At 37.5% G+C, this 14,340-nt stretch carries 10 protein-coding genes; 4 read left to right on the forward strand and 6 right to left on the reverse strand.

The window, feature by feature from the left end; genetic code table 11:
• Positions 1–87: 87 nt before the first annotated feature.
• From JM83_RS00555 to JM83_RS00580, 6 genes are all read right to left on the reverse strand, one after another.
• Entirely contained in the window at positions 88–1,917 is a 1,830-nt protein-coding gene (locus tag JM83_RS00555) for a DUF885 domain-containing protein (protein ID WP_144958377.1), read from the reverse strand.
• A gap of 217 nt (positions 1,918–2,134) precedes the next feature.
• A complete protein-coding gene (locus JM83_RS00560) occupies positions 2,135–3,991 on the reverse strand; it encodes a CocE/NonD family hydrolase (protein WP_144958378.1) in 1,857 nt (618 codons plus the stop codon).
• Positions 3,992–4,297: 306 nt separating this feature from the next.
• On the reverse strand, positions 4,298–6,280 hold the full coding sequence (locus JM83_RS00565; protein ID WP_144958379.1) for a protein-disulfide reductase DsbD family protein: 1,983 nt from the start codon (positions 6,278–6,280) through the stop codon (positions 4,298–4,300).
• Entirely contained in the window at positions 6,277–7,590 is a 1,314-nt protein-coding gene (tilS, locus tag JM83_RS00570; protein ID WP_144958380.1) for a tRNA lysidine(34) synthetase TilS, read from the reverse strand. Before tilS ends, JM83_RS00565 begins: the two co-directional genes overlap by 4 nt.
• Before the next feature lie 81 nt (positions 7,591–7,671).
• On the reverse strand, positions 7,672–8,976 hold the full coding sequence (gene pabB, locus JM83_RS00575) for an aminodeoxychorismate synthase component I (protein WP_144958381.1): 1,305 nt from the start codon (positions 8,974–8,976) through the stop codon (positions 7,672–7,674).
• Positions 8,977–9,513 (reverse strand): NADPH-dependent FMN reductase, encoded by a 537-nt coding sequence (locus JM83_RS00580; protein ID WP_144958383.1) that lies wholly within the window; start codon positions 9,511–9,513, stop codon positions 8,977–8,979.
• 261 nt (positions 9,514–9,774) lie between these two features.
• Here JM83_RS00580 and JM83_RS00585 point away from each other — a divergent pair, with 261 nt between their 5' ends.
• From JM83_RS00585 to JM83_RS00600, 4 genes are all read left to right on the forward strand, one after another.
• Positions 9,775–11,124 (forward strand): DEAD/DEAH box helicase, encoded by a 1,350-nt coding sequence (locus tag JM83_RS00585; protein WP_144958385.1) that lies wholly within the window; start codon positions 9,775–9,777, stop codon positions 11,122–11,124.
• Between the two features lie 28 nt (positions 11,125–11,152).
• Positions 11,153–12,040: an aldose 1-epimerase family protein gene (locus JM83_RS00590; RefSeq protein ID WP_144958387.1), complete on the forward strand. Its 888-nt coding sequence runs from the start codon at positions 11,153–11,155 to the stop codon at positions 12,038–12,040.
• An 841-nt stretch (positions 12,041–12,881) separates the two neighbouring features.
• The gene (locus tag JM83_RS00595; protein ID WP_144958389.1) at positions 12,882–13,424 is read left to right on the forward strand and encodes a nuclear transport factor 2 family protein; all 543 of its coding nucleotides are present in this window, start codon (positions 12,882–12,884) and stop codon (positions 13,422–13,424) included.
• A gap of 237 nt (positions 13,425–13,661) precedes the next feature.
• The gene (locus JM83_RS00600; RefSeq protein WP_144958390.1) at positions 13,662–14,336 is read left to right on the forward strand and encodes a M15 family metallopeptidase; all 675 of its coding nucleotides are present in this window, start codon (positions 13,662–13,664) and stop codon (positions 14,334–14,336) included.
• Positions 14,337–14,340 lie beyond the last annotated feature (4 nt).

Raw genomic sequence — 14,340 nt, forward strand, 5'->3', positions numbered from 1 at the left:
AATTTATATGAGAGAAAAAGCGCTTACATAATGTAATTCGTGAATTTATGGCCAATATTTTAAAAGAGTGCCACTACTTAGAGCGGACTATGTTGTTTTCTTGGATTGTACCCATTCCTGCACCATTTCTTCCAATACATTTAACGGTACTGCGCCATTGGTAAGAACTACATCATGAAATTCCCTAATATCGAAATCTTCACCTAATTGAATCTTGGCCTCTTCCCGTAATTCCACGATCTTATTCATCCCGATCTTATAAGCAGTAGCCTGTCCCGGCATCACGATATGTCGCTCTACCATTTTCACGCAATCACTTTCTGCATTTGGGGTATTCTCCTTATAATACGCAATCCCTTCTTCCCTGGTCCATTTTTTAGAATGGATTCCGGTATCTACAACTAATCGGCACGATCTCCAAAGTTCCATCGCCAATCTTCCAAAATCTGAATAGGGATCTTTATAAAAGCCTATTTCCTTTGGTACTAATTCACTGTACAATCCCCAACCTTCTACATATGCAGTATAAAAAGAGAATTTTCTAAACATGGGAATGCTATCCAATTCTTGGGCAATCGCAATCTGCATATGGTGCCCGGGAATGCCTTCATGAAAGGCCAAAGCTTCCATCTGATAGGTTGGCATCGCCTCCATGTCGTATAAGTTTGCATAATAGGTTCCCGGTCTGGACCCATCGATCGCCGGAGCTTGATAAAAGGCTTTTCCTGCACTCTTTTCCCTAAATGCTTCCACCGCTTTTACAACAATATCTGCTTTGGGCTTTGTGATAAAAAGATCGTCCAGCTTTCCTTTCATTTTATTGATTAGCTTGGTAGCTTCAGATAAATAGCGTTTTTTTCCTTCTGCAGTATTTGGATAATAAAATTGCTTCTCTGTTCTCATAAACTCAAAGAAATCTTGTAAAGATCCTTTAAATCCAGTCGTTTTCATGATCTCCTCCATTTCGCCATGAATTCTGGCAACCTCGCTTAATCCTATTTCATGAATCTCATTTGCATTGAGATCTGTCGTAGTTATCCTTTTTAGCCTATTTTTGTAAAAAGCTTCCCCTTTGGGAAATTTCCAAGCTCCATGATCTGTCGTGGCACGCTGCTGTTGATCTTCCAATGTGGCAATTAAATTCTCATAAGCAGTTCTAACGGAAGTATTCAAGGCATTCTCGGCTTTATTAATAAGTTTTAAATGGTCTGCTTCTGGCAATTTCAATCCTTTTACTTTCAATTTAAAATCTTCTAAAAGCGCACTCGCCTCCTTGGAATTTGTAAATGGCCTTCCTTTTAGAACATTCCTTGAATCATCGATCACTTTTTCGAAAACGAATTTTGGGGGCAAAATGCCATTTTGTTCCCTCACTTTTAATCCTTCTACAATTTGCTCCATTGCCTTTGGCAACCCATTCAATCTTTCAATATATGCTTCGGCATCCGGTATAGAATCTATGCGATGCATATTAATCAAAAATGCAGGTAATTCTGTATGATATCCATGCATCTGATTGATGGGATAATTATAGAAACGGTACTCATAATCGGCGATTTCCTCTTTGAGATTTTGCTTAAATAACCGGTAACTTAATTCGGTCTGATCATCCAAGGCTAGCTCATCTACCTTTTCCATATACGCTAATCGCTTTTTCGATTTTTCAAGATCATCTGTATATTTTTGGGAAGAGAAATCGTCCCATTTTCCATAATTGGTCTTTCTCCCCAATCGGGTTTGCATCATGGGGGAATCAGCCAGGTCCTTTTCGAATTCAGCTTCAAAATAATCGTTTAATTCCTTAGAACTTCTCTCAATTTCTTCTGAAGAAAGGTCTTCACTTTTCTTGTCCTCTTCGCAAGAAACCAAACTGCTTAGGAACACAAGGGCCAAAAATCCTTTTAATATATTTTTCATATAGTCATTTTTGATTGTCCGTAAAGTATCATAAACCGATAAAGGACGTCATTCTGTTCCGATAGCTATCGGAATTGTTTCAGAATCTCATAATAAGGTAAATCAATACAACAAATTGAGACCCTGAAATATCCCGACGCTTCGGGACAGGATGACGAGATAACTATCGTGATAAGAACGGATATATATATTAATCGTTTTAATTTATATTAATACACTATTGCTCTTGAAACACAGAGAACTCAATTTTAGAATCTCCATAAACAGTATGGGTTTGTTTTTTGAAATCTCCTTCTTCAGCCTTAAAAATATTTGGCACAAAAGTCTGCGGATTAAGATCTATTAGTGGAAACCAAGTACTCTGCACCTGAATTTGCAGTTTATGGCCCTTCTTAAACGTATGGTTGATATCCTGCAAAGTGATATCTACCGATGTTTTTTCTCCTGGTTTAAAAGGTTCCGGGTTCTCGAAACTATTTCTAAAACGGCCCCTCATTACTTCGCTACGCACCATCATGTGGTAATTGCCCATTTTTAAATATGCTTGGGTTTCCTCGGTATCTTCAGCATCTGCAGGGTATACGTCTATCACCTTCACGATCCAATCTGCATCGGTTCCTGTGGTGGCAACATATAAATGCGCTTGAATAGCGCCTACCAAACTCATATCTTCCTCCAAAACAGGGGTTTCATAAACCAATACATCGGGTCTTCTCGCAGAAAACCGCTGATCATCTGTCATATACTTTCTTGGTGTGAATACCATTTTAATATCTTCTGAATAAGGGACCGGTTTTTTAGGGTCACTCACAAAAGTTTGGTTTTCTTCTGAAGCAATTTCGGTAAGCGTTTGATCAGCTCCTAAAAACCAGGTTTTTTTAACTGTTCCTTTTGGAGGCCATTGCTCGAAGCTACCCCATTTTTTATTACCTGTATCGTAAACATAAGCTTCTGGCAAACCAGAATCTTTAGTGCCGGGACCTTTCAAAAAATGATTGAAGAATTTGGTTTCAATATCTTTTTGATAGTTTTTAGAGATATCATCCCCAAAATATACATTTCCGATTGCTTGCCTTTTAGAATCCCTGGCCCAATCGCCATGGCTCCAAGGCCCAAATACAATGGTGTTGTAATTGTCACTTTTCGCCTCGATATTTTTATAGGATTCAAAAGGGCCATACAAATCTTCGGCATCAAATAATCCTCCAACGATCATCACTGCCGGTTTTATATCTTTTAAATGCTGAATTAGTCCCCTGGATTTCCAGAATTCATCATAACTGGAATGCTCCTTTAACTGTGTCCAAAACACATTGTCTTCTTTATAATATTTGTCCAAGTTGCTCAACGGGCCATTATCCAAAAAGAATTGATATTGATCTTGGGTTCCCAACTCCGGGAATTTGTACCAAGAAGTATCGGAAGGGGTGGATTTTTCGTATCCAAAAACGGCAGTTGCCCTCCAATAGCTCAATAAATAAGCGCCATTGTGGTGGAAGTCATCAAAAAAGAAATCCCCAATCCCCGCTTGTGGAGAAACCGCTTTTAAAGCAGGATGTGCATCCAGCAAAGAATACAAGGCATAATAACCAGGGTAAGAGATACCCCAAGTTCCCACTTTCCCGTTGTTGTTTTTAGTGTTTTTCAACAACCAATCTATGGTTTCGTAGGTATCACTAGCTTCATCTATTTGTTTTCCTTTTTTCTTGGGGATATAAGCACGCATATTATCGTACACCCCTTCGCTCATCCATCTTCCACGAACATCTTGATATACAAAGATGTTTCCTTCTTTCATTAAATATTCATTGGGGCCGATCTTCGATCTAAATTCATCTTTTCCATACGGTCTGGAACTGTACGGGGTACGTTGCAATAAAATTGGGTATTTCTTGGAAGTATCCTTCGGGGAATAGATAGTGGTATGTAATTTTATACCATCCCGCATCGTGATCTCGACTTCTTGTTTGGTATAATTATCGGCTACTTGATAATCCTCCTCAGTTTGGGAGTATACTGATAGGGGTAGGAAAAGGCTTATTATAAAAATAAGTGGGAAATAGGTTAATTTCATCTGGTTATATTATTTGTTATCAATAGGATGTATGCGATTCGCCAATTTGCATTTCGGTTAGTAACCAAATAAACATACGGGCTCATTTCATAGTTTCAGATTTTAAAAAACTAAAGATAGAGAATCAAGAACCTCGATACAAGCCCAAAATATATGAATGGCAAAAATACTTATAAAAATTAGAAGCATCCCGGGGTACCCTATCTGGACAAGGCAACTGCCCAACTGGTCAGGTAGGTCGAACCCTCAATGAGGGATTAACGGCTTAAGCTTGAAAAATATAAACCCCTACTCTACATCCATTTTTTAGAGTCCTTGACGAAGCCATTCCAAAAATTCTTTAGAATCTGGAGTATAGCCAATAGGTGAATTCAGTAAATTTAGTTCAGTATCCAGCAACACATAAAAAGGCTGTGAATTATTCTGAAAATTCACTGTTTGGAAGGTTGCCCATTTATCTCCAATCGTTTTGATCTTTTTAATACTTCCATTTGCCCGAACATAGTTAAATTGTTCATGCTCGGGTAGTTCTTCCCGATCATCCACATATAAAGAAACAAGGATATAATCGTTCTTTAGTACCTCATAAACCTCTGGGTTGCTCCATACCTGTTCTTCCATTTTTCGGCAATTCACACATGCCCACCCGGTAAAATCTATTATGATTGGTTTATTCTCTTGTCTGGCGATCTCCAAGCCCTTTTCCCAACTTTTATATGCCTTCAACCCAAGTGGGCCCTGCGTGTCTTTTTCGTACACACTATAGAACAATGGAGGGGGAAATCCGCTTAGAAGTTTAAGATTGGCAAATCCTGAATTTGTTATGCCAGGAAAGAGATACAGTACAAAGATAAAGGTAAGGACCCCAAAACCAAATCTGGATTTGCTCAACTTCTTTTTTGGGCCATCATGGGGAAATCTTATTATTCCGAATAAATAAAGCATCAATCCAATTCCAACCAAGATCCAGATCCCAATAAAGATCTCCCTTTTTAGGAGCCCCCAATGCTCTACAAGATCTGCATTGGAAAGGAATTTAAAGGCAAGTGCCAATTCTATAAACCCAAGTACCACTTTAACGGTATTCAACCAGCCTCCACTTTTTGGCAACGAATTCAACCAATTTGGGAACAAGGCAAACAATGCAAAAGGCAAGGCCAAGGCAAGGCCAAAACCTCCCATTCCAAAGGATAGCTGCATTGCCCCTCCATTACTGCTTAACGACCCTCCCAATAAAGATCCCAAAATAGGACCTGTACAAGAGAAAGAAACCAAAGCCAAGGTAAGCGCCATAAAAAAGATGCCTACCACCCCTCCAATACTGGAAGCTTTATCGTCCATTTTATTGCTCCAAGAGCTCGGTAAAGTGATTTCATAATACCCAAAAAAGGAGAATGCGAACACTATAAAAATCACAAAGAATATGATATTCAGGGTAACGTTGGTGGAGATGTTATTTAGGATCTCCGGTGCCAGACTATCTAAAAGATGAAAAGGAACGCTTAATAATAAATATATCAAAAATATAAATAGCCCGTAGAGAATGGCATTTACCAATCCTTTTTGTTTGCTTTTTGCACTTTTCGTGAAAAAGGAAACCGTTAATGGGATCATAGGAAATACGCAAGGTGTTAATAAAGCGATCAAGCCACCCAAGAATCCTAAAAGGAAAATGGTGATAAAACCTTCCTTTTCCTCCCCTTCCGGTTTGTAGGTTTCCCAACCCTTCATGCCTATACTAAGTGCTTCTGTTTTTGCCAGATCTACAGGAGTGATTTCTTCATTTGCATATCCCTTAACGGTTTTATTTGCCGCCACAGAAATTTGAAATGGAACCGTATCTGGAGGCAAGCACATGGTATCGTCACACACCATAAATTCCACTTCAACTTCAATGATCGCATTGGGATCTATAACTTTTATGGTCTGAAAAAATTCAGCTTTATCTTCAAAATATTTGATCTCCATCCCAAAGACCTCATCGTAATAGGTAGGCACATTAGGTTCGGATGTTTCTCCCACCAACTCGTAAGTAGCACCCGAATTATTAAAGGTGAAATTAGTAGCTATTGGACCTCCTTCTTCTACATCCTGGGAATATAAATGCCAGCCTTTATCTAATTTCGCCGTAAATTTTAGCTTATAAATACTATCGTTTTCCTTTTCCAAATGGGAATCCCAAGTAATAGGTTCCTCGATTTGTGGCTCTTCATCGGAAGATGTGAAAACCTGAGAAACTAGGGTTATAGGAAAAATTAATAAGAGGAGCAGTGACCAGAAATATTTCATAAAGAGTAGGTAATTTTTATTATTTTTTGAGAAGGATCTGTAATCGCAAATCTATTATCTGCGCGCTGATTTATAACCCAAACGATATCTTCATTGGAACACAGCAACCAGCAATTTTCCTTCTCGGGCAAAGATAATTTTTTGTCTTTAAAAAAGTCGCTTAACTTTTTCTTTCCTTTCATTCCAAACGGATAAAAGAAATCACCCTCCTCCCATTTTCGCAAAATCAATGGGTATTGGAGCAATTCTTTGTTTACATAAATGCTATTTGGGGTATCATTGGCAATTTTGTCCACTTCAGAAATTGTGAACCTGCCCATTGGCAACATAATAATTCGCTCTCCTTCCCGAATCCCATATTTCTGAAGCTTATCTTCGGCAGGGATCTCGGTTAAAAGCAAGACTTCTCGGTCTTTAATGAGTCTGTGGGTTTCAGAAAGGACCATTTTTCCGGTTTGCGCATCCAACAGTTGATACACGTCATCCCATTCAGAAAAACCGAAGGTCTTCAACAATTGATATAAAACCGCTTTTTGATTAGGAAGTTTTTTCAAATACTCCACTTTTAGCTCGTACCCATATTTGTTTTTGGAAACAATCTCAGGATAGATCAACCCCATATAGTCTTCAACCAAATTCGAGCTTTCTGTAAGGTGCGATTGCGTATTCTGAAAACCCTCCAATAACCGCGGATTCAACTTCTCTAAAACGGGGATAACCTCATGACGGATTGTATTCCGAAGGTATTTATTGGAAGCGTTGCTGCTATCTTCTCTCCAAGTAATTTTATGATCGTGCGCATATGTTTCGATCTCTTTTCTCGAGAAGGAAAGCAAAGGCCTAACCACCGAGTTATTTACCGCTTTAATCCCGGTAAAACCCTCCAAGCCACTTCCTCGAACCAGATTGATCAAAAAAGTTTCCAGATTATCATTGGCATGATGTGCTGTTAGCACGTAATCGAACTTCATAGCAACACTCAGCTCTTCGAACCAGTGATATCTTAATTCCCTGGCCGCCATTTGGATGGAAATTTTAGCATTTTCAGCAAAAGTAGTCGTGTCGAAATTTTCGATATAAACTTCTACATCTAGTTTTTCGGCTAGATCCAGAACAAATTCCTCATCGGCATCACTTTCTTCAGCCCGAAGGTCAAAATTACAATGTGCAATGGAAAAATTCAATTTAGCAAGTTTACAGAGATGAGCCAAAACCACGCTATCCACTCCCCCACTAACTGCCAGCAATAATTTGCCCTGACATAAAAAAGGGAATTGAGATTTCAGGTGATTTTTGAAGGCTTTTTCCATAAGCTTCAAAGATAAGAAATAAGCCTGTTTTAAGACTTGACAAAAAGAGAAGTTTTAATATGCTACATGCCAAGTTTGTATTTAAGGTCCTAACGCTTCCAGCATCGCCTTCGCCTTTAATTGGCATTCTTCATATTCCTGTTCAGGAATAGACCTGGAAGTGATTGCGCCACCTACTGAAAATGAGACATATTGAGAGTTTGCATTGTAAAGGATACTTCTAATCACTACATTAAAATCGAAATCGCCTTCGGGGGTAAAATAGCCCACTGCGCCACTGTAAAGTCCGCGTTTGCTTTCTTCCAATTCTTCAATAATTTTCATGGCAGAAATCTTAGGTGCGCCCGTCATACTTCCCATTGGGAACGTAGCTTTTAGCACTTCTACGGGGGTACAACCTACTTCGAGTTCTGCTGAAATAGTTGAAATTAACTGATGTACCTGTTTAAAGGAATATACTTTACAGAGTTCGGCTACGTGCACACTCCCTTTTTTTGCAACTCTGGAAATATCGTTACGAACCAGATCTACGATCATCACATTTTCAGAAAGTTCTTTTGGGTCTTTTGCCAGCAACTCCACTATTTTTTGATCCTCCTCTTCAGTTGTTGCCCTTCTTGCAGTTCCTTTGATGGGTTGGGAAATCACTTTATTGCCATCCTTTTTTATATAGCGTTCCGGGGATGCCGAAAGCAAATAATAATCTTCCAATTTTAAAAATGAAGCAAAAGGCGGGGAAGAAATTGCATTGAGGTTCTGAAACACGGTTGAGGGATCTATCGCCTTGTTTTCAGCATAATATTCCTGACAAAAGTTAGCTTCGTAAATATCCCCTCTATGGATATGTTTCAGCATTTCTGAAACTTTTTGGAGATATTCTTCTTTGGATATTCTTGTTCGAACAGGTGAAAGTTCATTTTTTTCTTCAGAAGAAATAGTTTTTGAATCTAAATCTGGCTCAAGGATTTCTTCATAATCTGAAACCATCTCAGCATCGACCATTTTCAGGTAACGGAATTCAACTTTGTCCTTACCTACTAAAATCAATTTTTGAGGCTGAAAAAAGTACAGATCTGGAAACTTCAATCCGTCGAAATTCTTCGAATTCAAATTCTCGAGATCATTTTTAAGATCATAAGAAAGGTACCCAAAGATCCAATCTTTGGTGATTTCCTGATATTCCTTTAATTGATCGAAAGCTCCGTGATAATCGGTTTTTAGAGCGGTAAAGGCTTCCACGGCAAGAACCGCTTCAAAATTAGAGGCCGTTTGCGGGTAATTATTACTATCGAGCCAAGCGATCTCATGGAATTGTGCACTCCATTTAAAAAGCTTCTTTTTGAATGCGGTTGGGTCTTCTAGTAAAAATTGGGTAGTAGTACGCACTTAATCTTCAATTTCATGCGCAAAGGTAGTCAAGACATCTTCAATTCCCATATTCAATACTTCATTTTGAATGCTATCATTTTCAAAATTATCGTTGAAGGAAGGAAAACTAAAGCTTTCTATAATTTGCCCACCAAATCTCGGTAAAATTCCTTTGGTATATTCCAACGAAGATGCAGCGCCACGGGCTCCCGGAGAAGTGCTCACCAAAAGGATTTTTTTATGTGCCAAAAAATTTCGATCCAAGCGGGAAAGCCAGTCAAGGATATTCTTGAAAAATGCAGAAACCATCCCATTATGCTCATTCACAGAGATCATCAATGCATCATGTTCAGAAATGAGGTTTTTAATCACCTGGATATCCAAGGGAAAACCATTGGTGCTTTGTTTATCTACACTGAACATTGGGATGTCGTAATCTCTTAATTTAATGATTTTGATATCATGGCCATTAATTCTATTGGCTATATGCCTGATAAATTGTTGATTGATGGATGTACTGCTATTGGAGCCTGCAAAGGCCAAGATCTTTTTCATAGTGGGTATTTCATGGATTTCAAAAATACCTATTTATTGGGATACTTTAAAAATAAAAAAAATCTCCTCACCCAGAACTGCCAAAAAGGGCAGTTCTGACCTCTCCCAAGGAGAGGTGAAACCGAAACCCCGAGGCAGAGCCATCAGAGAATTTTATATATTAAAAATCCCTTTAAAACAAAAGCTGAGTATTTCCATACCTTTTTTATCTTATTCCTTAGCTGCAAAACTTATCTTTGCAGCTAATTAAAACAAACTCAGGTGACTTTTCAGGATCTTAATTTAAATACCCCATTATTAAATGCGTTGGAAGATTTAAAATTCCACACGCCTACACCTATTCAGGAACAGGCATTTTCTTCTATAATGTCCGGGAAAGATGTAGTGGGAATTGCACAAACGGGAACTGGTAAAACATTTGCATATATGTTGCCTATTCTTAGGATGCTTAAATATTCTGAACAAAAGAACCCGAGAGTTTTAGTTTTAGTACCTACCAGGGAATTGGTGGTACAGGTAAGGGAAGAAATAGAGAAATTAACTGCCTACATGAATACCCGTAGTACCGGGATATATGGGGGAACCAATATCAATACACAACATTCCGATCTGCTTCAGGGATTGGATATTATTGTTGCTACTCCAGGAAGATTGTACGATCTTATTTTGCGCCGTGCAGTACAAATGAAATCTATCCAGAAATTGGTGATAGATGAAGTAGATGTCATGTTGGATCTAGGTTTTAGATTTCAGATAAACAATATTATTGAATTGCTTCCGCAAAACAGGCAGAACATTATGTTCTCTGCCACGATGACCGAAGCGGTTGAAGAAATTATAGACATCAGCTTTAAACAGCCCGTAAAAATATCGGTTGCCATTAGTGGAACTCCGCTGGACAATATCGAGCAACGAGGTTATAGAATAGTGAATTTCCATACGAAAGTCAATTTCCTGAGAGATTTATTAAAAGATAAAGAAACCTATACCAAAGTGCTTATTTTTGTAGCTTATAAGCGTTTGGCCGACAGGCTATTTGAAAGTTTAGCAGAGGAATTCCCAGAGGAATGTACCGTGATCCACTCCAACAAAACTCAGAATTACAGGTTGCGAAGCATAAAACAATTTGGGGAAGGCTTTAGTAGGATTCTTGTGGCTACAGATGTTATGGCGCGTGGATTGGATATAGAAAACGTGTCTCACGTTATAAATTTTGATACGCCGGAATACCCGGAGAATTACATGCATCGAATTGGTAGAACCGGACGTGCGGAAAAAGAAGGAATCTCTTTTCTTTTAACTACAGAAAAAGAAGAGGATAATTTAGAGAGGATCGAAAATCTTATGAAGATGAAGGTGCCTCAATTCGAGTTGCCGGAAACTGTGGAGATCTCTACAATTCTTATACCTGAAGAGCAGCCTAAGATCTTTGAAATAAACAATCCCCGGAAAAGGCGTGATGAGGATGCGCCTGGTCCTGCATACCACGACAAAAGTGAGAAGAACAGCAAGGAAAATCTTGGAGGATCTTATAGACGTGAAATCGCCAAAAAGTATAAGAAGCCTCAAACCCGAGGAGACAAGGGTGCGAATAGACGCCACAAAAAATAAAAGGTCAACTTTTTAACAATTTGTTTTTATGAAAAATGTAGCAATACATAGAGTGGAAAATGAACTTTTAAGTATTGGCATAAAATCTATTGGTGCCGAACTCTGCAGTATAGTAAATAAACTTAACGGGAAAGAATATATTTGGCAAGGCGATCCTGCATATTGGGAAAGTCACGCTCCCAACCTATTTCCGATTATTGGTGCCCTAAAAAATGACACCTATATTTTTGAAGGTTCAAGTTATCATATGCCCAAGCATGGCTTTTTTAGGAATAATGAAGATGTGATTCTTAAAAGCAAAGCTCAGGATCGGCTGACTTTCAGTTTGAAATACGCTGAGGACACCTTGAAAAATTATCCTTTTAAATTTGAATTGGAAATCAGTTTTATACTGAATGAAAGAACTTTAGAAGTAAAACACGAAGTATTCAATCTGGATACCAAGGAAATTTATTTTTCAATTGGAGGGCATCCGGCTTTTAATGCGCCACTTTTTCCAGGAGAAACCTATGAGGATTACTATCTGGAATTCGACCAAAAAATGGAACTGAACACGTGTGTTTTATCTAACGAGGGTTTAATTTCCAATATTTCTGAAGCAGTTTTAAAAAATGACGACAAGATCAATTTGAGAAAAGACCTTTTCGATAATGATGCTCTTATTTTTCAAGACATTCCTTCTAAAAAAGTGAGCCTTAACAGTAATCATTCCGGAAGGATCTTAAGCCTAAGTTATTCTGACTTTAATAATTTGGGGATTTGGGCTAAACCCAATGCGCCTTATGTATGTATAGAACCTTGGTTGGGAATAGCAGATATCGAGGGCACCGACCAAAATTTTAAAACTAAAAAAGGCATTAATAAATTAATGCCTACCCATAGTTTTTGCGCTACCTACATGATCGAAATAGCTTAGTTTTATCTTTTAACTTTTGTTTTTCTTCTTGGCAGCTTTTGCAGCACGCTTTTCTTTTAAGCTCAACACAGGTTCTTTCTTTGCTGAATTTTTTGAAGGGGATTTTTCTTTGGCCATGATTTCTTGTTATTAAGAATTATACCTTAAAAGTATGGAAAGTTTTAATAGGTTGAAAACTATTATTGAAGAGTTCTACATAAAACTAATGTTAGGCTGAGCCTGTCGAAGTTGTAGTTGAAAAGAAAAGTGGGTTTCGAGCTATTAGATTAGCATCATTATATTTAATGCTAAATATTGATTTCACCCAACGGATTAACCTATTAATTGAACAAAATAGGATATTAAAGGCCTAATCAATAAAGTAAACAGCTGTTCTATAAACGAATAACATAACTGATGGTTCAAAAGTATTTGGAACACCATCAGGACAAGCCTAATTCAGGGAAAGGCAACTGACTATTAGAATAATATATGATAAGAATTTCATTCTTTTGTTTAAAGCTATAAATTTGAAATCCATAATGGTTTATTGAAAACTTAAGATTGTTTGAAGGTGCTTTAACCATATCACAAGGCTTAGACTATCCTTGGTTCAAAATAATCTATTGCTTATATCTCATCTATTGGCTTTTGGCAAGCAAGAGGAAAACCATCGATATTAGATGGGCCAACTGTCAAAACCCTTTAGGTGTTTATTTATTTGATGCCTTATAAATAATCAAAGTTGAATTTAAGTAAAATTACATCTAAATAGAAATAAGCTAAAATAGATAAATCCTGTTGAAAAAGTTTTTAGGTTTGTAAATTAGATAAGAACTATTTAATTCACTAAACAAAAAGGATGAGTAAGTATTTAAAATCAATCGGACTGGTCGTAATTTTCCTTTTAACTTTTACAAGTTGTAAAGAACAAGAACAAAAAGTAGAAGAAGTAGAAGTATTAGAAGAAGAAGCTGTTGACGTTTCAGCAGAGAAAGAAGCTGTAGCAGCAGTTATGAAAAGCTACAAAGATGCTGTGCAAAATTTAACTACCCAAGGCACTAAAGAACTTTTCACAAAAGAAGCCACAGTTTTTGAATCTGGTGGTTCCGAGGGCACCTTTGAAACTTATGAATCCCATCATCTTGGTCCAGAATTAAAAGCTTTTGACAGTTTTACCTTTTCCGATTATAAAATTGAGGTGAAAATAGATATGCCTTACGCATTTACAACTGAAACTTATAATTTTACAATAGCTCTAAAAGCTAACCAAGAAAAAGGAATGGAAACAAGAATTATTAAAAAGAAAGCTGTCGCCACATCCGACTTAAAGAAAATAGATGGACAGTGGAAAATCACCAAAACACATTCTTCCTCTAGGGATATTAGAGAAGCATCTCATTAATTTACTTGATCCGCCAAGTAAATATAATTACATGGTGCCTCTGCTGCCTTGGAGTTAACAGGTTTTAAGAAATTTTTTATTGAATGAAAAGGCCCTAGTTAAGAGTCGCTATTGTTTTTTTAATCCGTTATCTTTTGTTAATTTGACTCATTACCATTGACATATCAGATAAGTATTTTTTAAAATTGATTAGATCAATGCTTCTCAAAACTAAAGCCATTAACTTTAAAAAAATCAATGAAGACTTTTCTAATAATTTTTTACATCTTTTTTTTTCTAGGTTTTTCAATTCAGGAAAAAAAACTACCGAAAAATTTTGTATATGTAGATCAGGTAATCCCGGATATTGTTCTTGATATGCGTTATGCCGGTTCCAATAACTTCATCGGTAAACCGATTGAAGGTTACCTGAAGCCCAAAGCAATCCTAACAAAACCTGCAGCTAAGGTTCTTAAAAAAGTGCAGGCTGAACTGGAAACTCAGGGTTACTGTCTCAAGATATTTGATGCTTACAGGCCACAAAGGGCGGTTGATCATTTTATTGAATGGGTAAAAAGACCAGGAGATACCTTGATGAAAGTCAAATTTTATCCAGAAGTGACAAAAAAGGAATTGTTTAACCTAGGTTACCTTGCCAGCAGGTCAGGACATTCAAGAGGAAGTACTCTGGACCTTACCCTGATTGATGTGAAATCTGGGGAAGAAGTGGATATGGGCGGAACTTACGATTTTTTTGGCGAGATTTCCCATCATAACTATCCAGATATCACCCCTAAACAAAAGAAGAACCGGGAATTGTTAAAAAAGACAATGACCAAATATGGTTTCCTGCCTTACCCAGAAGAATGGTGGCATTATACTTTCCAACCGGAACCTTGTCCGGATACTTATTTTGATTTTGTAGTAGAGTAATTTT

Source organism: Gillisia sp. Hel_I_86, assembly GCF_007827275.1.
In the GTDB taxonomy this organism is placed as follows: Bacteria; Bacteroidota; Bacteroidia; order Flavobacteriales; family Flavobacteriaceae; genus Gillisia.

Coding starts and splice junctions, on each gene's coding strand:
- JM83_RS00555 (WP_144958377.1), bottom strand. CDS start 1,917: ATGAAAAATATATTAAAAGGATTTTTGGCCCTTGTGTTCCTAAGCAGT.
- JM83_RS00590 (WP_144958387.1), top strand. CDS start 11,153: ATGAAAAATGTAGCAATACATAGAGTGGAAAATGAACTTTTAAGTATT.
- JM83_RS00580 (WP_144958383.1), bottom strand. CDS start 9,513: ATGAAAAAGATCTTGGCCTTTGCAGGCTCCAATAGCAGTACATCCATC.
- JM83_RS00560 (WP_144958378.1), bottom strand. CDS start 3,991: ATGAAATTAACCTATTTCCCACTTATTTTTATAATAAGCCTTTTCCTA.
- JM83_RS00595 (WP_144958389.1), top strand. CDS start 12,882: ATGAGTAAGTATTTAAAATCAATCGGACTGGTCGTAATTTTCCTTTTA.
- tilS (WP_144958380.1), bottom strand. CDS start 7,590: ATGGAAAAAGCCTTCAAAAATCACCTGAAATCTCAATTCCCTTTTTTA.
- JM83_RS00565 (WP_144958379.1), bottom strand. CDS start 6,280: ATGAAATATTTCTGGTCACTGCTCCTCTTATTAATTTTTCCTATAACC.
- JM83_RS00600 (WP_144958390.1), top strand. CDS start 13,662: ATGAAGACTTTTCTAATAATTTTTTACATCTTTTTTTTTCTAGGTTTT.